This is a genomic window from Bisbaumannia salifodinae (genome assembly GCF_055388505.1).
Genome location: NZ_AP043781.1, coordinates 1,278,594 through 1,299,030, shown reverse-complemented (window position 1 = coordinate 1,299,030; position 20,437 = coordinate 1,278,594). Strand labels below are relative to the sequence as shown.

The 20,437-nt window shown below is 63.6% G+C and carries 13 protein-coding genes, 2 tRNA genes, 3 rRNA genes and 1 other RNA gene; 6 read left to right on the top strand and 13 right to left on the bottom strand.

Annotation, left to right across the window (positions count from 1 at the left end; all coding sequences use genetic code 11):
- The first annotated feature begins 43 nt into the window (after positions 1-43).
- Positions 44-2,137: a S9 family peptidase gene (locus ACZ5EF_RS05920; protein ID WP_346063237.1), complete on the top strand. Its 2,094-nt coding sequence runs from the start codon at positions 44-46 to the stop codon at positions 2,135-2,137.
- A gap of 139 nt (positions 2,138-2,276) precedes the next feature.
- Here the strand turns inward: ACZ5EF_RS05920 and ACZ5EF_RS05915 are convergent, their stop codons facing one another.
- The 12 genes from ACZ5EF_RS05915 to ACZ5EF_RS05860 form a co-directional block, all read right to left on the bottom strand.
- On the bottom strand, positions 2,277-2,726 hold the full coding sequence (locus tag ACZ5EF_RS05915) for a YcgN family cysteine cluster protein (RefSeq protein ID WP_346063238.1): 450 nt from the start codon (positions 2,724-2,726) through the stop codon (positions 2,277-2,279).
- A gap of 17 nt (positions 2,727-2,743) precedes the next feature.
- Positions 2,744-3,040 (bottom strand): YcgL domain-containing protein, encoded by a 297-nt coding sequence (locus ACZ5EF_RS05910; RefSeq protein WP_346063239.1) that lies wholly within the window; start codon positions 3,038-3,040, stop codon positions 2,744-2,746.
- Positions 3,037-4,167, bottom strand: coding sequence for a ribonuclease D (gene rnd / locus ACZ5EF_RS05905; RefSeq protein WP_346063240.1), 1,131 nt, complete (start codon positions 4,165-4,167; stop codon positions 3,037-3,039). The genes ACZ5EF_RS05910 and rnd overlap by 4 nt, the downstream gene beginning before the upstream one ends.
- Positions 4,168-4,196: 29 nt before the next feature.
- Positions 4,197-4,802, bottom strand: coding sequence for a recombination mediator RecR (gene recR / locus ACZ5EF_RS05900; protein ID WP_346063241.1), 606 nt, complete (start codon positions 4,800-4,802; stop codon positions 4,197-4,199).
- The gene (locus tag ACZ5EF_RS05895; RefSeq protein ID WP_346063242.1) at positions 4,802-5,128 is read right to left on the bottom strand and encodes a YbaB/EbfC family nucleoid-associated protein; all 327 of its coding nucleotides are present in this window, start codon (positions 5,126-5,128) and stop codon (positions 4,802-4,804) included. Before ACZ5EF_RS05895 ends, recR begins: the two co-directional genes overlap by 1 nt.
- A gap of 44 nt (positions 5,129-5,172) precedes the next feature.
- Complete coding sequence (gene dnaX, locus ACZ5EF_RS05890) at positions 5,173-7,215, bottom strand: DNA polymerase III subunit gamma/tau (protein WP_346063243.1); 2,043 nt, start codon at positions 7,213-7,215, stop codon at positions 5,173-5,175.
- Positions 7,216-7,333: 118 nt separating this feature from the next.
- A complete protein-coding gene (locus ACZ5EF_RS05885; RefSeq protein WP_346063244.1) occupies positions 7,334-7,882 on the bottom strand; it encodes a YqhA family protein in 549 nt (182 codons plus the stop codon).
- Positions 7,883-8,109: 227 nt separating this feature from the next.
- A 5S ribosomal RNA gene (gene rrf / locus ACZ5EF_RS05880) occupies positions 8,110-8,225 on the bottom strand.
- A gap of 111 nt (positions 8,226-8,336) precedes the next feature.
- Positions 8,337-11,224: ribosomal RNA gene (locus tag ACZ5EF_RS05875) — 23S ribosomal RNA — on the bottom strand.
- A gap of 310 nt (positions 11,225-11,534) precedes the next feature.
- Positions 11,535-11,610, bottom strand: a tRNA-Ala gene (locus ACZ5EF_RS05870).
- A 106-nt stretch (positions 11,611-11,716) separates the two neighbouring features.
- Positions 11,717-11,793, bottom strand: a tRNA-Ile gene (locus ACZ5EF_RS05865).
- 93 nt (positions 11,794-11,886) lie between these two features.
- A 16S ribosomal RNA gene (locus ACZ5EF_RS05860) occupies positions 11,887-13,426 on the bottom strand.
- Together the 16S, 23S and 5S rRNA genes with 2 tRNA genes alongside form the textbook arrangement of a ribosomal RNA operon.
- 672 nt (positions 13,427-14,098) lie before the next feature.
- Between ACZ5EF_RS05860 and ACZ5EF_RS05855 the strand changes: the two genes are divergently transcribed.
- Positions 14,099-14,794 (top strand): DUF2201 family putative metallopeptidase, encoded by a 696-nt coding sequence (locus ACZ5EF_RS05855; protein WP_346061930.1) that lies wholly within the window; start codon positions 14,099-14,101, stop codon positions 14,792-14,794.
- A gap of 83 nt (positions 14,795-14,877) precedes the next feature.
- Here ACZ5EF_RS05855 and ffs read toward each other — a convergent pair.
- Positions 14,878-14,974: signal recognition particle sRNA small type (gene ffs, locus ACZ5EF_RS05850), an RNA gene on the bottom strand.
- A gap of 177 nt (positions 14,975-15,151) precedes the next feature.
- Here ffs and ACZ5EF_RS05845 point away from each other — a divergent pair.
- The 4 genes from ACZ5EF_RS05845 to ACZ5EF_RS05830 all read left to right on the top strand — a co-directional run bounded on the left by ACZ5EF_RS05845 (position 15,152) and on the right by ACZ5EF_RS05830 (position 20,421).
- Complete coding sequence (locus ACZ5EF_RS05845) at positions 15,152-16,375, top strand: ATP-grasp domain-containing protein (RefSeq protein WP_346061931.1); 1,224 nt, start codon at positions 15,152-15,154, stop codon at positions 16,373-16,375.
- Between the two features lie 31 nt (positions 16,376-16,406).
- Positions 16,407-18,443 (top strand): hypothetical protein, encoded by a 2,037-nt coding sequence (locus tag ACZ5EF_RS05840; protein ID WP_346061932.1) that lies wholly within the window; start codon positions 16,407-16,409, stop codon positions 18,441-18,443.
- A 78-nt stretch (positions 18,444-18,521) separates the two neighbouring features.
- Positions 18,522-19,286, top strand: coding sequence for a TlyA family RNA methyltransferase (locus ACZ5EF_RS05835; protein WP_346062044.1), 765 nt, complete (start codon positions 18,522-18,524; stop codon positions 19,284-19,286).
- Between the two features lie 103 nt (positions 19,287-19,389).
- Positions 19,390-20,421 carry a phospholipase A gene (locus ACZ5EF_RS05830; protein WP_346061933.1) on the top strand — a complete coding sequence of 344 codons (1,032 nt, stop codon included), beginning with the start codon at positions 19,390-19,392 and terminating at the stop codon, positions 20,419-20,421.
- The last annotated feature ends 16 nt before the right edge of the window (positions 20,422-20,437 follow it).

Here is a 20,437-nt window from a genome sequence, read left to right as displayed (position 1 = left end):
CACGCCATCTTTGGTGATCAGCGACTATGGTACACCGCCCCCTATGAAAGCACAGCCGTCCGCGCCCCCCGTCGTCCGCTTCCGGCGCCCCGAGGATCCCCACTGGCACTGGCTCGAGGATCGCGAGGCCCCGGAGGTGCGCGCCTTCCTGGAGGCCGTCAATGCCGAGTGTGCGACCTGGTTCACGCCCCTGGAACCCCTGGCGGAGTCGCTCTATCGGGGGCACCTGGCGCGCCGCGAACTGGCCGTGACCGGCCTGGCCACGCCCCTGGATCACTTCACCTACTGGAGCGAGACCGCCGCCGAGGCGGACTACCCGCGCTGGTGGCGCCACCCCAATGGCGACCCCGATGCCAAGGCCTGCTTCCTGGACCTGGAGGCCCGCGCCGAGCCCCACGACTTCCTGGAGCTGGGCGACATGGCCCTCTCCCCGGACGAGACCTGGCTGGCCTGGAGCGAAGACACCAGCGGTGACGAGCGCTTCACCCTTTACCTCCAGCGTCTGCCGGAGGGCGAGCCCGTCCCCCTGCTGGAGGAGATCGGCCCCGAGCTGAGCTGGGCCGAGGACGGCCAGACCCTGCTGTTCACCCGCTATGATGCCACCCAGCGTCCCGACAGCATCTGGCGGCTGCGCCTCGATCTCGTCGCCTCGACGCCGGCCATCGCCGAGGAGGCCCTGGTCCTGCGGGAGGAGGATCCGGAGTTCTGGCTGGGCCTGGGCAAGACCCGCTCCCGGGCCTGGCTGGTGCTGGAGAGCGCTTCCAAGGACACCAGCGAGTGCCATCTGATTCCGGCGGCCGCCCCCGCCACGCCACCGCGCTGCTTCCGCCCCCGGGAGAGCGGCGTAGAGTATGCCCTGGAGCACCGCCCCGGCACCTTCTATGTACTGCATAACCGCCAGGCGACCCACTTCTGCCTGGACCAGGTGGCGGAGCGCGAGGCCCTCGGCGGTGGCGCATCCTGGACGTCCCTGGTGGCCCACCGGGACGACCATACCCTGGAAGGGGTGGACGCCTTCGACTGGGGGATGATGATTACCGAACGGCACCACGACCAGGCCCAGGTGCGGCTGCGCGTCCTCGAGCTGACCGCCGACGGGGGCGTGCGCGACGACCACGTCCTGCCGCTGGAGGAGGTGCCCTCCAGCCTGATGCTGGGGGACATGCCCCACTTCGACAGCCGCCGGCTGCGCCTGCGGGAAGAGTCCTTCACCCGGCCGGTACGCTGGCTGGAGCACGACCTGGAGAGCGGCGAGCGGCGCCTGCTCAAGGCGCAACCCATTCACGGCGACCTGCGCCCCGAACAGCTCGCCTGCCGGCGCCTGTGGGCCGAAGGCCACGACGGCGAGCGCATCCCGGTCTCGGTGGTGGCCCGAGCCGACCGGCTGGACCAGGGGCCCCTGCCCACCCTGCTCTACGGCTATGGCGCCTATGGTGAGGTGCTGGATCCGTGGTTCTCGGTGGCCCGCCTGGAGCTGCTGGCCCGGGGCGTGGCCTTCGCCGTGGCCCATGTGCGCGGCGGCGGCGACCGCGGCGAGCCCTGGTACCTGGCCGGCAAGCTCGAACACAAGGAGAACAGCTTCCGCGACTTCCTGGCGGCCCGGGACGCCCTGGTGGCCCAGGGCATCGGCGAGGCGGGACGCATCGCCGCCTATGGCGCCAGCGCCGGCGGCCTGCTGGTGGGGGCCAGCCTCAACCTGGCCCCGGCGGCCTTCTGCGCGGCGGTGCTGGACGTGCCCTTCGTCGATGTGCTGCGCACCATGGAGAACCCGGACCTGCCGCTGACCACCGCCGAGTACACCGAGTGGGGCAACCCGGACGAGCCGGATGCCCGACGCCGCATCCGTGACTACTCGCCCCTGGATAACCTGGAGGATCGTCCCTATCCGGCGCTCTTCCTGCAGGGCAGCTGGCACGATACCCGGGTCCCCTACTGGGAGCCCGCCAAGCTCTACGCCCGCCTGAGCGAACAGGCCCTGGCCCGCGGCGAGACGCCGACCCGGGGGCCCCGCCCGATCCTCTTGCGCAGCGACCTGAGCGCCGGGCACGGCGGCGCCTCGGGGCGCTTCAAGGCGTGGCGGGATAACGCCCGCCAGGACGCCTTTATCCTCTGGGCGCTGGGGCTGGCGAAAGCTTAAGCTTTGTCTGAAAAGTCGGCGAGCGAAGGTCAGACAAGGCAAAAGTCGGCGAAAAGGCGGAGTTTACGCGGTGTAAATGAGTACTTTGAGCCGATTTTTAACACCGTATGGCCGAGCGCAGCCAGTTTTCGGACATAGCTCAGTCGTCGATGGGCAGGACGGCGATAATATGGTCCTCGAGGTGCTCCTCGGGGACCTCCCGCTGGGAGACGGCGAAGCTCGACACATCGATGCCCTTGCGGCGCAGGCGCCGGTCGTCGCCGGCGTTGAGGGGATGCCAGGCGGCCAGCTTGCGCCCCTCATAGAGACGCCGGTAGGCACAGGAGTGGGGCAGCCAGCGAAACTGCTCGACCCGCTCCAGGGTCAGCCGGGTGCAGCCCGGCACCCGGGCGAAGCGGTTGGCGTAGTCACTGCAGCGGCAACTGGGGATATCCAGCAGCTCGCAGGCCACGTTGAGCACCGCCACCTGGCCGGTGTCGGCATCCTCCAGCTTGAGCAGGCAGCACTGGCCGCAGCCGTCGCAGAGCGCCTCCCACTCCTCGCCGGTCAGCTCATGCAGGGGATAGCGCTCCCAGAAGCGTTCACGCATGGTCGCCTCGTTGCCGCTCAGTAGCGGGCCTCGGTGGGGGCCCGGTAGAGGTCGAGCATATATTCCTCCCGGGCCGGCGGCAGTTGGAAGTAGTAGCCCTTGTCGCGGATGGCCGCCATCACGTCGGCGGCCTTGGCGCGGGCCAGGGGCTTGTCCTCGGTGAGGATCAGGGTCAACGCCGCCCGGGGCTTGCCGAAGCGCTCGAGTAGCGCCTCGGGCACCTCGGCCAGGCCGCGGCGCTTGTCCACATAGAGGTACATTTCCTCACGGCGCGGGCTCTTGTAGATCTCGCACAGGATCTTGTCATCGGTCATGAAGTGACTACCTCGTCGAGGGCATGGGTCAGGGCGGCGGCGAGGCGTTCGCCCCGCCAGCCCCCGGGCAGCGGCAGCGCGCTGCCGTTCAGGTGAGCGGTGACCAGGGCCTCCAGGTCACGGCGGCGCAGCAGTAGCTCCGGCGCCACCCCCAGGGCCTCGGCCTCGGCATTGACCACCCGCTTGAGGGCCTTGAGACGCTTCTTGAAGGGCGGGCTGACGGGCACCGGCAGGGCCGCGGGCAACTCGGCCTCGTCGCAGTGTTTGGCCTCCTTGACCAGGGCCAGCAACTGGTCGCCGTCGCGCTTGATCTGCCCCGGCTTGAGTCCCTCCACCCGGGCCAGCTCATGGCGGTTCTCCGGCATCCCCTCGGCGATGGCGAAGAGCAGCTTGTCGTTGACCAGCCAACCCCGCGGCAGGTTGCGCCGCCGGGCCTCGCCCTCGCGCCAGATGGTCAGGCGACGGTAGGCCTCGATCTGCCGCGGCGCCAGCTTCCACAGCTGGCGCTGACGCAGGTACCACTGGGCGTCATTATCGCCGTTGCGCCCGGCCTGAGCCAACAGGGTGTCGCACTCCGCCTCGAGCCAGGCCAGGCGGCCGGCGGCCTCCAGGGCGGCCCGCTGGTGCTGCCATACCTCCAGCAGATACACCACATCCAGGGCGGCATAGCTCAGCTGGGTCTCGGAGAGGGGGCGCACCAGCCAGTCGGAGCGGGTCTCGTCCTTGGGCAGATTCTCGTCGAGCCAGTGGGCCACCAGGCGCTGGTAGCCCATGGCGGGATCCTCCCCCAGCAGCGCCTGGGCCACCTGGGTATCCACCAGCGGCGACACCAGCACCCCGGCCCAGGTGGCCAGCACTTCCAGGTCTTCGCTGCTGGCATGCAGCAGCTTGGTCGGCCCCGCGCCGAGCAACCGCTTGAGCGCCGGGGTGGCGGCCACGGCCTGGGGGTCGATCAGGTAGACCGCCCCGTCGGCATAGAGCTGCACCAGGGCCGGTACCGGATAGAAGCTCGACTCGCGAAAGAACTCGGTGTCCAGCGCCAGGGTCTCGGCCTGGGCCAGGTCGGCGCAGGCGGCATCGAGGGCCTCGGGGGTAGCGATCCAGCGAATCTCGGGGTCAAGGGACATCTTGGTTTCCAAACTTGAAGGGGCCGACGCTAGTCGCCGGCGAAGGGCTGACGGCCCAGAAAGGCGCGGCTCAGGGTGCCGCCATCCACGTATTCCAGCTCGCCGCCCATGGGCACGCCATAGGCCAGCCGCGACAGGCGGATCGGCCGCCCCTGGAGCTGGCTGGCGATATAGTGGGCGGTGGCCTCCCCCTCCACGGTGGGATTGGTGGCCAGGATCATCTCCTCGATGGGTTCCTCGGCCAGGCGCGCCTCGAGGCGATCGAGGCCGATATCCTCGGGGCCGATCCCGTCCAGGGGCGAGAGGTGACCGTGCAGCACGAAGTACTGCCCCTGATAGCCTCCCGCCTCCTCGATGGCCAGCATATCCGCCGGTGACTCCACCACACACAGCACCCGCTCGTCACGCCGCGTGCTGCGACACAGGGTGCAGACCTCCTCCTCGGTGAGGGTCCGGCAGCGGCGACAATAGCCCACCGCCTCCAGGGCCTCGCCCAGTACAGAGGTCAGCCGTCGCCCGCCCTCACGATCACGCTCGAGCAGGTGCAGCGCCATGCGCTGAGCGGTCTTGGGCCCGACGCCGGGCAGCACCCGCAGCGACTCCATCAGTCGCTCGACCAGGGGCGAGAAGCTCATCAGAACGGCATCTTGAAGCCGGGGGGCAGGTTCATCCCGGCGGTGACCTCTTCCATGCGCGAGCGGGAGCTCTCCTCCACCTTGCGCACGGCGTCGTTGACGGCGGCGGCCAGCAGGTCCTCGAGGAGCTCCTTGTCCTCTTCCATCACGCTGGGATCGATCGCCACACGGCTCACGTCATGGCGACCATTCATGGTCACCCGGATCATGCCGGCGCCGGCCTCGCCGGTCACCTCCGCCTTGGCGATCTCCTCCTGGACCCGCTGCATCTTCTCCTGCATTTCCTGGGCCTGCTTCATCAGGTTACCCATTCCACCCTTCATCATGGTGTGTCCTCTATCTCGTCGTGGGAAAGTGTCGGCACGCCGCCTCAGGAGGCCGGCGTTTCCGGGGTCACGCTGCTCTCCTGGAGCCGCGCACCGAAGGTCTCTTCCAGCTGCCGCACCTGGGGGTCGGCCTTGAGGGCCGCCACCGCCTCGGCATGACGCTCCGCGGCCAGGCGCTCGGCGCGTGCCTGGGGTGTCTCGATGCCTGCCGGCAGCTCCGCCACTTCGACCACCAGGCGGCGCGAGAGATCCTGGGCGGCCAGCGCCGCCTGGATACGCTGATGGTGTACCTCGGCATTCATCGCCGACTGGGAAGGGTCGAGGCGCAGGCGCAGCGTCTGGCCATCGTCGACCTCCACCACGCAATGGGCCGCCAGGTTACGGGTCAGCCCACCCAGCCCCAGGCTCTCGAAACGATTCAGCCAGTCCGCATGATCGAGCAGGCCGCTACCCGAGGGCGCCCCCTCGGTCGCTGGGGTGGGCGTGGTGGTATCAAGCGGCGCCCGGGGCGATTCCGGGGCCGGCTCGCTGGCCGCCGCCGGGGGGGGAGCCGGCATGGCGGCAGGATGCTCCGTCGGCTCGGCAGCCTGCGCCGCCCTACCAGACTCGGCCGGGGCCTCGGACTGCGGCGGCAGCGTCTCGGGATACGGCTCCCAGGGCGGCGGCTCCTCCGCCGGCCGGGCCATGTCATGCCCCACCGCTTGGGCCGGCGCCTCGTCCAGACTTGGCGCCATGGCGGCCTCCCGCGGAAACTCGGCCGCAACCGCCTGAGGTGACGATGGCGGTTCCTTGGGGACTTCGGCCGGAGCGGCAGCCGGCTCGGGGATCCCGACATGGCCCGCGCCAGGAGCGCCCGGGGATGTCTCGGACGGTGCCAACTGATGCGAGGGGGGTGCCTCGCTGCGTGCCGGCTCACCGGCAGGAGCCCCGCTCTGGTTCGGCTCGGCACGCAGCGGCAACGGCGTCTGGGCCGGCCTGGGCACGCCCTGGGGGCGGAAGGCCAGCATGCGCAGCAGGGTCATCTCCAGGGCACCGCGAGGATCCGGGGCCTGGCCCATATCGGCCCGGCCCTGAAGGCCGATCTGGTAGTAGAGCTGCACGTCCTCGGCGGTAAAGCGCGCGGCCAGGGCCAGCAAGGCATCGCGATCGCCATGAGCGTTGCTGACGCCCCCCGGCACCATCTGTGCGACCGCCAAACGGTGCAGCACCCCGACCAGGTCATCCAGCACGCCGGCGAAATCGGGGCCCTGTTCCGCCAGGCTGGCCACCTCCGCCAGCAGTTGAGCGGCATCCACCTCGGCCAGGGCCTCCAGCAGGGCCAACACATGGCGATGATCCAGGGTGCCCAGCATCGCCGCCACATCGCCGTGGCGCACCTCGCCCTGGCCGAAGGCGATGGCCTGGTCGGTCAGGCTCATGGCATCGCGCATGGAGCCATCCGCGGCCTTGCCCAGCAACCACAGGGCGCTCTCGTCGAAGGCCACGTGTTCGGCGGTGAGTACCTGGGTCAGGTGCTCCACCACCCGCTCCGGCGGCATATTCTTGAGGGTGAATTGCAGGCAACGCGACAGTACCGTAACCGGCAGCTTCTGGGGGTCGGTGGTGGCCAGCAGGAATTTCACATGGGGCGGCGGCTCTTCCAGGGTCTTGAGCAGCGCATTGAAACTGTGGGTGGAGAGCATATGTACCTCATCGATGAGGTACACCTTGTAGCGCCCCTGGGTGGGTGCGTACTGGACATTGTCGAGCAGCTCCCGGGTATCTTCCACTTTGGTGCGCGATGCCGCATCCACCTCGATCAGGTCGACGAAACGCCCCTCGTCGATGGCCCGGCACGCCTCGCAGGTGCCACAGGGGGTGGAGGTCACCGCCTCGTCGCCCTCGCCCTTGGCGGTACAGTTCAGGCACTTGGCCAGGATACGTGCCAGGGTGGTCTTGCCCACCCCGCGGGTGCCGGTAAACAGATAGGCATGGTGCAGGCGGCCCTGATCCAGGGCATTGACCAGTGCGCGGCGCACATGGTCCTGACCGACCAGCTCATGGAAGGTGCGCGGACGCCATTTGCGGGCCAAGACCTGATAGCTCATGCAGTGCGGAATCCTTACGGCAAGAAGTGGGGCGCCGACCCAGGGCCGAGCGATAACCCCCTATTCTAGCGGTTGGGGTCCATAGCGGAAAGCGGCGGAACCGGTTACCGCTCCCGCGCTACTCCTTGCGCTGGGCCCGGCTCATCAGGAAAAGCGCCGCGGCGAGGGCCAGTACCGATAGCGCCAGGTAGATGGCATCCAGCGGGGTCTGGAAGCGAATATCCACCACGGCGCGGAAGAACTCGATGATCACCGCCAGTACGACGACCCGGGCGATCTTGTCCTTGAGCTGATCGAAGGAGTGAACATTGAAGGGGTGGTGGGGTGTATGCTCCTCGGCCTGCTCGATCGGCGACACGAACAGCCGATAGACTCCCAGGCCGAAGATCAACAGGACGATCGCCACCAGATAGATATCCACCGCCATGACCACGCTGGGCACCAGCGTATCGTGGATATCCACGGTGCCGCCGACGGTATAGTAGGTCAGTGTGGCGATCACCAGTTTGATGATATCGATGGTCCCGATGGCGAAGAGCACCACGGCGGCGGCCAGGCTCGGCAGCACGGCCAGCATCACCAGGAAACGCGAGTTCCATAGCCAGCGCTCGAACTGTCGCTCCCTGGCGCCCTGCCTGGGAGGCTTGGGCCCGGACTCCGTTGTCATGCATCGCTCCTCATCAGGTCTCGTGCCACCAGCCTAGCATTCAATAATACCTCGACGGGTCATCACAAAACGAAAAAACCCCAGCCTCTGTCGATGCTGGGGTTTTCTCTAAATAAGTGCCTGACGATGATCCGGCCGGCGCTCCGGCGGGCGGCGTTCCGCTACTCTCCATGGGGAGACCCTCAAACGACGAAGCCCCGACCAATGGTCGGGGCTTCTGAATAAGTGCCTGACGATGACCTACTCTCGCATGGGGAGACCCCACACTACCATCGGCGCTGAGCGGTTTCACTGCTGAGTTCGGCATGGGATCAGGTGGTTCCCACTCGCTATGGTCGTCAGGCGTAAACGGTGGCCGGCTGCGTGCGTGTCGCAACCTGCCTTATGAATCATGCTGTTGAGGATCGTCTCACGTATCCGGCGCGTACCTTTCGCGCAAACCCCTTGGGGTTATATGGTCAAGCCTCACGGGCCATTAGTATCGGTTAGCTCAACGCCTCGCAGCGCTTCCACACCCGACCTATCAACCAGCTAGTCTTGCTGGACCCTTTAGGAGGCGCAAGGCCTCAGGGAAGTCTCATCTTGAAGGGGGCTTCCCGCTTAGATGCTTTCAGCGGTTATCCTGTCCGCACATAGCTACCCGGCAATGCCACTGGCGTGACAACCGGAACACCAGAGGTGCGTCCACTCCGGTCCTCTCGTACTAGGAGCAGCTCTTCTCAAACTTCCGACGCCCACGGCAGATAGGGACCGAACTGTCTCACGACGTTCTAAACCCAGCTCGCGTACCACTTTAAATGGCGAACAGCCATACCCTTGGGACCGACTTCAGCCCCAGGATGTGATGAGCCGACATCGAGGTGCCAAACACCGCCGTCGATGTGAACTCTTGGGCGGTATCAGCCTGTTATCCCCGGAGTACCTTTTATCCGTTGAGCGATGGCCCTTCCATACAGAACCACCGGATCACTAGAACCTACTTTCGTACCTGCTCGACGTGTCTGTCTCGCAGTCAAGCACCCTTATGCTCTTGCACTCAATGCACGATTTCCGACCGTGCTGAGGGTACCTTCGTGCTCCTCCGTTACTCTTTGGGAGGAGACCGCCCCAGTCAAACTACCCACCACACACTGTCCTCGCCCCGGATGACGGGGCTGAGTTAGAACGCCAATGATGCCAGGCTGGTATTTCAAGGTTGGCTCCACCCGAACTGGCGTCCGGGTTTCCAAGCCTCCCAGCTATCCTACACAAGCAACATCAGCGTCCAGTGTGAAGCTATAGTAAAGGTTCACGGGGTCTTTCCGTCTAGCCGCGGGTACACAGCATCTTCACTGCGATTTCAATTTCACTGAGTCTCGGGTGGAGACAGTGTGGCCATCATTACGCCATTCGTGCAGGTCGGAACTTACCCGACAAGGAATTTCGCTACCTTAGGACCGTTATAGTTACGGCCGCCGTTTACCGGGGCTTCGATCAGGAGCTTCGGCCGGAGCCTAACACCATCAATTAACCTTCCGGCACCGGGCAGGCGTCACACCCTATACGTCCGCTTGCGCGTTTGCAGAGTGCTGTGTTTTTAATAAACAGTTGCAGCCACCTGGTATCTTCGACCGGTTCGTGCTTCCACCGCGGGGTGTTCACACTACGCCGGCGTGCCTTCTCCCGAAGTTACGGCACCATTTTGCCTAGTTCCTTCACCCGAGTTCTCTCAAGCGCCTTGGTATTCTCTACCTGACCACCTGTGTCGGTTTGGGGTACGGTCTCACAGAATCTGAAGCTTAGAGGCTTTTCCTGGAAGCGTGGCATCAATGACTTCCAGACCGTAGTCTGTTCGTCTCGTCTCTCGGCCTTGAGATCCCGGATTTGCCTAAGATCTCGGCCTACTGACTTTCACCAGGACAACCAACGCCTGGCTCACCTAGCCTTCTTCGTCCCCCCATCGCAATTCTGTGAGGTACGGGAATATTGACCCGTTTCCCATCGACTACGCCTTTCGGCCTCGCCTTAGGGGCCGACTCACTCTGCTCCGATTAGCGTCGAACAGAAACCCTTGGTCTTCCGGCGGGGGAGTTTTTCACTCCCCTTATCGTTACTCATGTCAGCATTCGCACTCGTGATACCTCCAGCGGGCTTCTCAACCCACCTTCATCGGCTTACACGACGCTCCTCTACCGCTCGTCATTCGACGAACCCGTAGCTTCGGCACCTGGTTTGAGCCCCGTTACATCTTCCGCGCAGGCCGACTCGACTAGTGAGCTATTACGCTTTCTTTAAAGGATGGCTGCTTCTAAGCCAACCTCCTAGCTGTCTAAGCCTTCCCACATCGTTTCCCACTTAACCAGGATTTTGGGGCCTTAGCTGACGGTCTGGGTTGTTTCCCTTTTCACGACGGACGTTAGCACCCGCCGTGTGTCTCCCACGCTGCACTCACCGGTATTCGGAGTTTGCCTCGGGTTGGTAAGCCGGGATGGCCCCCTAGCCGAAACAGTGCTCTACCCCCGGCGGTGATACGTGAGGCGCTACCTAAATAGCTTTCGAGGAGAACCAGCTATCTCCGGGCTTGATTAGCCTTTCACTCCGATCCACAAGTCATCCAAATCTTTTTCAACAGATCCTGGTTCGGTCCTCCAGTTGATGTTACTCAACCTTCAACCTGCTCATGGATAGATCGCCCGGTTTCGGGTCTATATCCAGCGACTGGTCGCCCAGTTAAGACTCGGTTTCCCTACGCCTCCCCTATACGGTTAAGCTCGCCACTGAATATAAGTCGCTGACCCATTATACAAAAGGTACGCGGTCACAGAACGAGTCTGCTCCCACTGCTTGTACGCATACGGTTTCAGGATCTATTTCACTCCCCTCTCCGGGGTTCTTTTCGCCTTTCCCTCACGGTACTGGTTCACTATCGGTCAGCCAGGAGTATTTAGCCTTGGAGGATGGTCCCCCCGTCTTCAGTCAAGGTTTCACGTGCCCCGACCTACTCGATTTCACTGGATCAGGTTTTCGGCTACGGGACTATCACCCGCTATGGTCGAGCTTCCCAGCTCGTTCGCCTAACCAGTCACCAGCTTAAGGGCTGGTCCCCGTTCGCTCGCCGCTACTTGGGGAATCTCGGTTGATTTCTTTTCCTCGGGGTACTTAGATGTTTCAGTTCCCCCGGTTCGCCTCCTGCACCTATGGATTCAGTGCAGGATACTCATCTTATGATGAGTGGGTTTCCCCATTCGGAAATGTCCGGGTCACAGGTTGTTTGCCACCTCACCGAACCTTATCGCAGGCTACAACGTCCTTCATCGCCTCTGGCTGCCAAGGCATCCACCGTATGCGCTTAATCGCTTGACCATATAACCCGAAGGGGTCTGGTCGCGATTGGTACGATAATTGCCGGATACGCTTGAGACGTATCTTCAATTTGTCAGCATGATTCATATTGTTAAAGAGCGACTGTCAATCGACAGTCATAAACCGGTCATCATGGTCGATGATGATGGCTTATGACTGTGGATCCGATCAGGAAGTGACTGTTTGGTGGGGCGTGGGGAGATGGTGGAGCCTAGCGGGATCGAAGTCGTGCGCGACCCCGGCGCGACCTCCTGGTGCAGGCAGGCGCTCTCCCAGTTGAGCTACCAATAACCATTATCTTTACAGAAAATGGTGGAGCCTAGCGGGATCGAACCGCTGACCTCCTGCGTGCAAGGCAGGCGCTCTCCCAGCTGAGCTAAGGCCCCACTGATACCCAACCTTGATCTGGGAATTTTATTCAGACCAAGGCATTTTGTGGCGACGCATAGCCTGCTATGCGAGTCACAAAATAACGCAGGACTGGATAAAATTTGGTGGGTCTGGGCAGATTTGAACTGCCGACCTCACCCTTATCAGGGGTGCGCTCTAACCAACTGAGCTACAGACCCGGCTAACCATAGGACATCCGCCCTAACAGTCATTTGCTCTGGTCGATCAGGTAATTCATTGTGGACACTTGCCGGCAGGCGGCGGTCGTCGTTTAAGGAGGTGATCCAGCCGCAGGTTCCCCTACGGCTACCTTGTTACGACTTCACCCCAGTCATGAACCACACCGTGGTGATCGCTCCCCCGAAGGTTAAGCTAACCACTTCTGGTGCAGTCCACTCCCATGGTGTGACGGGCGGTGTGTACAAGGCCCGGGAACGTATTCACCGTGACATTCTGATTCACGATTACTAGCGATTCCGACTTCACGGAGTCGAGTTGCAGACTCCGATCCGGACTGAGACCGGCTTTATGGGATTAGCTCCACCTCGCGGTATCGCAACCCTTTGTACCGACCATTGTAGCACGTGTGTAGCCCTACCCGTAAGGGCCATGATGACTTGACGTCGTCCCCACCTTCCTCCGGTTTGTCACCGGCAGTCTCCCTAGAGTTCCCGACCGAATCGCTGGCAAATAGGGACAAGGGTTGCGCTCGTTACGGGACTTAACCCAACATTTCACAACACGAGCTGACGACAGCCATGCAGCACCTGTCTGTGCGTTCCCGAAGGCACCAATCCATCTCTGGAAAGTTCGCACGATGTCAAGGGTAGGTAAGGTTCTTCGCGTTGCATCGAATTAAACCACATGCTCCACCGCTTGTGCGGGCCCCCGTCAATTCATTTGAGTTTTAACCTTGCGGCCGTACTCCCCAGGCGGTCGACTTATCGCGTTAACTGCGCCACAAAGTTCTCAAGGAACCCAACGGCTAGTCGACATCGTTTACGGCGTGGACTACCAGGGTATCTAATCCTGTTTGCTACCCACGCTTTCGCACCTCAGTGTCAGTGTCAGTCCAGAAGGCCGCCTTCGCCACTGGTATTCCTCCCGATCTCTACGCATTTCACCGCTACACCGGGAATTCTACCTTCCTCTCCTGCACTCTAGCCTGACAGTTCCGGATGCCGTTCCCAGGTTGAGCCCGGGGCTTTCACAACCGGCTTATCAAGCCACCTACGCGCGCTTTACGCCCAGTAATTCCGATTAACGCTCGCACCCTCCGTATTACCGCGGCTGCTGGCACGGAGTTAGCCGGTGCTTCTTCTGCGAGTGATGTCCTTCCTGAAGGGTATTAGCCCTCAGGCCTTCTTCCTCGCTGAAAGTGCTTTACAACCCGAAGGCCTTCTTCACACACGCGGCATGGCTGGATCAGGGTTTCCCCCATTGTCCAATATTCCCCACTGCTGCCTCCCGTAGGAGTCTGGGCCGTGTCTCAGTCCCAGTGTGGCTGATCATCCTCTCAGACCAGCTACGGATCGTCGCCTTGGTGAGCCGTTACCTCACCAACTAGCTAATCCGACATAGGCTCATCCGATAGCGCAAGGTCCGAAGATCCCCTGCTTTCTCCCGTAGGACGTATGCGGTATTAGCGTGAGTTTCCCCACGTTATCCCCCACTATCGGGCAGATTCCTATGCATTACTCACCCGTCCGCCGCTCGACGCCTGGAAGCAAGCTTCCATCGTTTCCGCTCGACTTGCATGTGTTAGGCCTGCCGCCAGCGTTCAATCTGAGCCATGATCAAACTCTTCAGTTTAAAATCATTGTGGTTCTTACTTGTCACCCGAAGGTAACAAAAGCGAACCAAACTTGGCTCAAGGTTCAAACGTTCTCAAAAAGACCCGAAGATCTTTGACGAGTCGCTTGCCTTGATGATTTGGTGACTTCTCACCGCCTCACCGACAAGCGCCCACATGAATTACCTGATCGATTGTTAAAGAGCGGCTCCGGGCTCTCTAAAGCGTGGAGCGTCTCGCTTTGGTCGCTGTTGCGAGGAAGCGACATTCTACCGATTCGGCCGCTGCTGTCAAGCCCTGCTCGGCGACCCCGAGGCGGACTGCGAAGCAGCGACCTGCGGTCATCCGAGCCGGCGACGGGCCGGTCGGTGTGGCGATGCATTCTACCGCATCCGGCCGTTCTGTCAATCTCGATTTTCGCGAGAGGGTTGCGAAAACCCCAACAGAAACAAGCACTTTTGCCACTCATTGCCGCTGGCCACGATGTCCGTCGCCGGCAGCGGATGCGTACTTTACGGATTTCCCCGGGGCCCTGCAAGGACTTTGGTAAAAAAACTTTCAGTCCCGATGACTTGGCCTTGGCCGCTCACTTACGTCTTCTGTCATCGAAAGCCGACGGCGCCCTCCCCTCCCCTGACATAGGCTGATAAAGCGGGGCGATGCCCCCGACCCACTCATGGAGGAGTCTGGCCATGTCCTTGATCGATAGCCTGAGTCCCAGGCAACGCATCCTGTCAGACGAGACAGCCTGCGATGATGGCAGCGCCCTGAAAGCGTCTCAACATCGACAGTGGCAACAAGACATCCGGGCCTGGGCCGATCGTGCGGGGATATCGGCACGCTTGGCCCGACACCTCATGCCGGTCGCGGTACTGGATGATCGCCTCGACACGGTGACCACCGATGGCCGTCACCTCTTCTTCAATGCACGCTTTGCCGCGACCCTGAGGCTGGCGGAGCGACACTTCATCACCGCTCACCTGGTGTGGCATTGCGTCTGCGGCCATATCGTGGCGCAGCCGCATCGGGATACCCTGCGCTGGAACCTGGCTTGCGAACATGAAGCCAATTACCTGGTATTGCTCGAAGGGCTACGCCTTCCCCAGGATGCGGTCTTCTACTTTTCCCAGGCCGGGCGCAACAACGGCCAAGTCTACGACTGGCTGGCCGCCCACCCTCACCCACAGCATGACCACCATTTCGATCACCACCCCCTGGATATGCCCCGAGACTACGGGGAGGTGATCCGAGTGGATCCCGACTACGCACCACTCGACGCCGACGACATCCTTGCCGCATGGTGGCTGGCACAGGCTCAGCGGGAAAGGCTGGCCAAGCCACTGCGCGCTTATCTGGCAAAGCGCGCCATGACCAATGGCATACGATAGACAGCAGACGCAGGGGGAGCCCGGCCAGGCCGCTGGGAGGACTGGGGCTCGGGAGAAAAACGGCGGGCCTAAAATGGAGGCGGCCCCGACAGCCACATCCCGGCACACGCATCCACCACTACCGTTGCTCCCTTCCGGGCCTGGCGGGGTTTGCAGCTTCGCGTTGCGGGAGGACCGACGGGGCCACCATAGCGGAGGACCTTCGAGACCTCGAGAAGAGCCATGCAAGAACAGCGACTTGGCTCGACGCGAGGCACTATAACAGCGGCCCGGCGGCCTCGCAAGGCCGGTGGCAATTCCCCGCCCTAGCGTCCAAGGTTAAAGGGGCAGAACCCATCGAGCCAGAGGGACTTTCCCATGAATAAGCACCCGGACAAGGGCTATATCGCACTCCTCGGCTGGAGCCTGAATGCCATCGAGGCCGCCGAGGACTTCGATCGCCGCTACGTGGTCGTCGCCCCGGACTGGGCCGAGCCTTACTGCCAGGAACACGATATCCCCTACGTCCCCTGGAACTTCGAGCGCCTCAACGACCGCTCCCTGGAAATTGCCGAGACCCTGAAGCGCATGGGCGTCGATGTCGCGATTCCCCTCTTCGAGGAGACCGTGGAGTGGGCCGGCGCCATCAACTCGGTACTGCTCGACAACCCTCGCCTGCTGGGACAGTCGATGCTGATGCGCGATAAGTCCCTGATGAAGCGTCGTGCCCAGTTGGGCGGCATTCGCGTGGGCATCTTCGAAGAGGCCCACGACCGCGAAGACGTGATGCGCTTCCTGCGCCGCGTCAACCAGACCCTGCTCAAGCTCGACGGCGACCCCAATGACCCGATTCATCTCAAGGCCTTCGACAAGGCCGGCTGCCTGGGCCACCGGATGATTCGTACCCCCGACGACGTGGATGCCATTCCCGACGAGGAGTTCCCCGCGCTGATGGAGTCCCACCTGGATGGCTGGGAATTCGCCGTCGAGGCCTGGATCCATAATGGCAAGATCCGTTTCCTCAATATCTCGGAGTACGTGACCCTGGGCTATTCGGTGTTCGTGCCCGCCTCACCGGCCCTGGAGAAACATCGCGCCCAGATCACCGCCCAGATCGAGAAACTGATCAAGACCTTCGATATCGAGTTCGGCCTGATCCACCCCGAGTACTTCGTCACCAGCGACGGCGAGATGTATTTCGGCGAAGTGGCCTATCGGCCGCCGGGCTTCAAGGTCTTCGAGTTGCTGGAGCGGGTCTACGGCTTCAATGCCTACCAGGCCAGCATACTGGTCTTCGACCCCAAGAGCACCGAGGCAGAGGTCGAGGCCTTCTTCCCCCGGGAAGTGGTCGATGCCAAGGGCTATGCCGGCTGCTTCGGGGTCTATCCCCGCCGCCGGGTGGTCAGCCGCCTGGAGATCCCCGAGGAAACCGAGGATCACCCCTACTTCGAGTCCCATGAGCTGACCCCGCCGCTGCAGGAGACGGTGACCAAGCGCTCGGCCTTCGGCACCCACTGGGGGCTGATCTATTTCACCGGCGAGGATCCCGATACGCTGCGCGATCTGCTCAAGCAACAGGAGGATCTGGATTTCTATGTATAATCATTTGCCAGCCCAAGACTAAGGAAACGGCGTGCCTCCTGATACCCCGTCCCCACAAGGTGACACCGGCAGGCTCGAGAGCCTGCTGGTGAAGCTGGATAATGCCATCGAGCTGCTGGCCGGGGCCCGCCCCTTCGCCAAGCCGGCCAAGCTGCCCCGAGTGCTGGACAGCGCACGCCGCGTCCTGCTCCAGCCAGGCGGGGCGGCGGCCCTGCAGGTCCGCGCCCAGCGCCTGGAGGAGGCCGGCATCTTCACCGGCAGCGATTGGGCAGATCCCCATATCCTGATTCCCTCCCTGACCGCCACCACCCTCGAGAGCTCCCAGGCCGAGACCCTGGTCGTCGAGGCGCTGAGCGAGCTGCGCCTACTGGCCGTGGCCCTGGGTGAGTATCACCACCCCCAGGTCTCCGCCGAGCAGGCTCACCACTTCCTGGTGCAGGTGCTGGCCATCAACCTGGGGCGTCTGTTCACGCCGCCCAGCGAGGCACAGCGGGAGACCCAGGGACGGCTTTGCGAGGTGCCGCAGCGACTGCTCCAGCACCTGGCGGAGCATATCGGCTACGACGAGGTCATCGATCCGCTGATCGACGAGATCTGGCGCATCCTGCAACAGCGTCCGATCCAGGTGGAAGCGGTCAAGCGCATGATCACCCAGATCGCCATCTGCCGGGCCGACCCGGCCATCGAGCTGGGTGCCAGCGGCCAGGGCGCCGACCGCCTGATCAGCAGCCTCTATGGCCCCACCCAGGGGTGCCGCGAGGACCCCGGGCTGGAGACCTATACCCAGCGCCTGGCCAGTATGGATGATGGCTCCCTGCAGTATGAGGCCTCCGGCTTCGCCCGGGCCATGCATGACACTGGCCTGGTCTCGCCCTACCACCCCCTGCTGCTGCGTCATCTCTTGCAACGCGGCGACTACCTGGTGGCCGAAGCCTTGGGGCTCTCGGCCACCGGCCGCGACTGCCTGCTCTGTTACCGCCAACTGGTGCATGCCCTGATCGACGAGGCGGTGCACCCGGCCACCGCCCAGGCCACCTATGGCCTGGCGCTGATGCTGGAGCGCGGCATTCTCTACCAGCCGCCGGTGGCACCCGCCCTGTGGCGCCAACTGGGCCTGCCCCTGAGCCCCGACAATGCCCGGTGCCTGGGACAGGTCTTCGGCGAGGCCCCCTCGCCACGGGCCCGACTGCTGGAGGGAGTACTCTGCATGCTGGGTCAACCCCTGGGCGTGGGCCAGGGCAATAACCCCACCTGCCAGTCGGCTCGCGCCCTCTCCATGTGGGCCTACAATGATCCGGACTACCTGCTGCAAATGGTGGCCTGGGCGGCCCGGGACGACGAGGTCGTGATGCACTTCGAGGACCATCCGATCTCCTCCCGGGAGAGCCAGGCCGGCCTGGCCGGTGCCCCGCCGCTGGATCTCGACCCGGTCTCGCTACTCGTGGTGCCGCACCTGGACCGCATCTATGTGGAGATGGGACGCCGCTGCCTGGGTCGCGAAGGCGACCCCCACCGCTGGATCAACCCGGAGTTCCATGGCTGGTGGGCCGGGCGCGGCTTCCGCATCAATGTGGACGTGGCCAACGGGCAACTGCTGGAACCCGAGGCCTTCCTGCGCCACTTTTATGCCGCCTACCACCCCTACTACAACGGCAATCAACCGCTGATTCATCCCCAGCCCGCCGGCATCGCCGTGACCGACAGCGCCGCCCGCTTCATCGGCTGGCATGCCATCACCATCCTGCGGGTCACCCTCGACCCCGAGGAGGTGATGCGGGTCTACTTCTTCAATCCCAACAATGACAGCGGACAGGACTGGGGCGACGACGTCCGGGTCAGCACCGCCGGCCATGGCGAGCGCTTCGGCGAGGGCTCCCTGCCGGTGGAGCAATTTGCTTCGAGGCTCTATATCTTCCATTTCGATCCCCAGGAGCAGGGCGATGTGGATGGCGTGCCCCAGGCCAGCCTGGACAGCGCCCTCGGCTACCTGATGCGCAGCTGGGGGGCCGACCGCCTGCCCTCCAGCGAGCTCCAGGCCCAGCCGGCCCCCAAGGCGCCGGATGCCTGAGCCTTGGCCATCGCCTCGCAACCCGGGGCGGCGCTATACTGCGCTCCCGACCGACCTCACCACGATGCCCCCATGCCGATGCAACGCCTCGACCAACTCCTCGTCACCCAAGGCCTGGTCCGCTCCCGGGCCCGCGCCCAGCGCCTGATCCGCCATGGCCGCGTCACCCTCGGCGGCTCCGGCCGGGTACTCACCAAGCCCAGCGAGAAGCTGCCCCTGGAGTGCCGCCTCCAGGTGGCGGAGGACCCCGAGGAGCGCTATGTATCACGGGCCGGCCTCAAGCTGGAGGCCCTGCTCGAGGCCCTGGACCTCGACCTGAGCGGCCGCCTGGTCCTGGACGTGGGCCAATCCACCGGCGGCTTCAGCGACTGCGCCCTGCGCCACGGCGCCCGCCATGTGATCGGCGTGGAAGTGGGGCATGGTCAGCTCGATCCCAGCCTGCGCGGCGATAGCCGCCTCACCTGCCTGGAGGGGCTCAACGCCAGGAGCATGGACGAGGCCCCCGAACTGGCGGCGGCCCTGGCGGCCCAGGGCGCCAGCGGCCCCGAGCTGGCGGTGATGGATGTCTCCTTTATCTCCCAGACCCTGATCCTGCCGGCCCTGGCACGCCTGCTGCCCCCGGGGGGCGAGCTGCTGAGCCTGGTGAAGCCGCAGTTCGAAGTGGGGCCGGGGCGGGTCAACGCCCGCGGAATCGTGGAGGATCCGGCCCTGCATCATCAGGTGGAGGAACGCCTACGGGCATGCTGCGCCGAGCTGGGCTTCGAGGTGCATCATTGGGGGGATAGCCCCATCCTCGGCGGCGATGGCAACCGGGAGTTTCTGCTCTACGCCCGTCGATGCTGAACCAGGCACACGAGCCAAGCCCACTTAGCAAGTATCGCCAGGCGTTGACTTGACCGGGAAGCGTGGTAGAACCCCCTCATGCCCCCCGCTATGGATAGCCATCATGACTGCATCTTCTCGCTTGGCCCCATTGTGGCTCTGCGGTTTGTTAGGCCTGGCCAGCATTGCCACGGCCGATGAGCCATCGCCTGCCGAACGCCAGGCCATCGAGGCGCGTATCCAGGCCCTGGAGAGCGAGCTCGACATCCTGCGCCGACAACTCGTCGAAGAGGAGCCCCGCGAAGCGCCATCGCGCCCCTCCCTGCGCGAGGAGCCGGACGAGGCGGTCCTGGCGGAGATTCGCCAGCGTCGCGCCTTCGAGCGGGAGTCGACCCGCAATCCCCTGGCGATCACCGCCTACCGCCGTAACTACCTGCTGCCGGCCAGTTTCAACAACCGTCCCAATGGCGAGGCCTTCAGCGCCATTACCGATGCCAATGGCCCCAGTGATATGGAGGTCAAGTTCCAGTTCAGCTTCAAGGTGAACCTGCTGGAGGACCTGTTCGACGACAACGGCGACCTCTTCTTCGCCTTTACCCAGCGCAGCTGGTGGCAGGCCTATAACACCGATGCCTCCTCGCCGTTTCGGGAGACCAACTATGAGCCCGAGGTCTTCCTCAGCTTCGACAATGCCTGGACGCTGCTGGGCTGGACCAACACCCGTAACCGCCTGGGCTTCAGCCACCAATCCAACGGCCGCTCCAACCCCGTGTCGCGCAGTTGGAACCGACTCTATGCCGACCTCCTCTTTCAGCACGGCAACTGGGCGGTCAGCGTTACCCCTCATTGGCGCATCCCGGAATCGGACGGCGACGATGACAACCCGGATATCGAGCGCTTCATGGGCTATGGCGATATCGGCATTGCACGCCGCTTCCATGGTGACCATGAGGCCAGCCTGGTGGTACGCGGCCATCCCAGCACCGGCAACCTGGGTAGCCAGGTCGACTATTCCTGGCCGCTGTTCGGCAATATCCGCGGCCATGTTCAGTATTACTACGGTTATGGCGAGAGCATGATCGACTACGATCACGAGGTACATCGACTGAGCCTTGGCTTCAGCCTCAACCCCTTGTTCAGCAGCCACCCCGAGTAGCCGCCGATTGCACCGC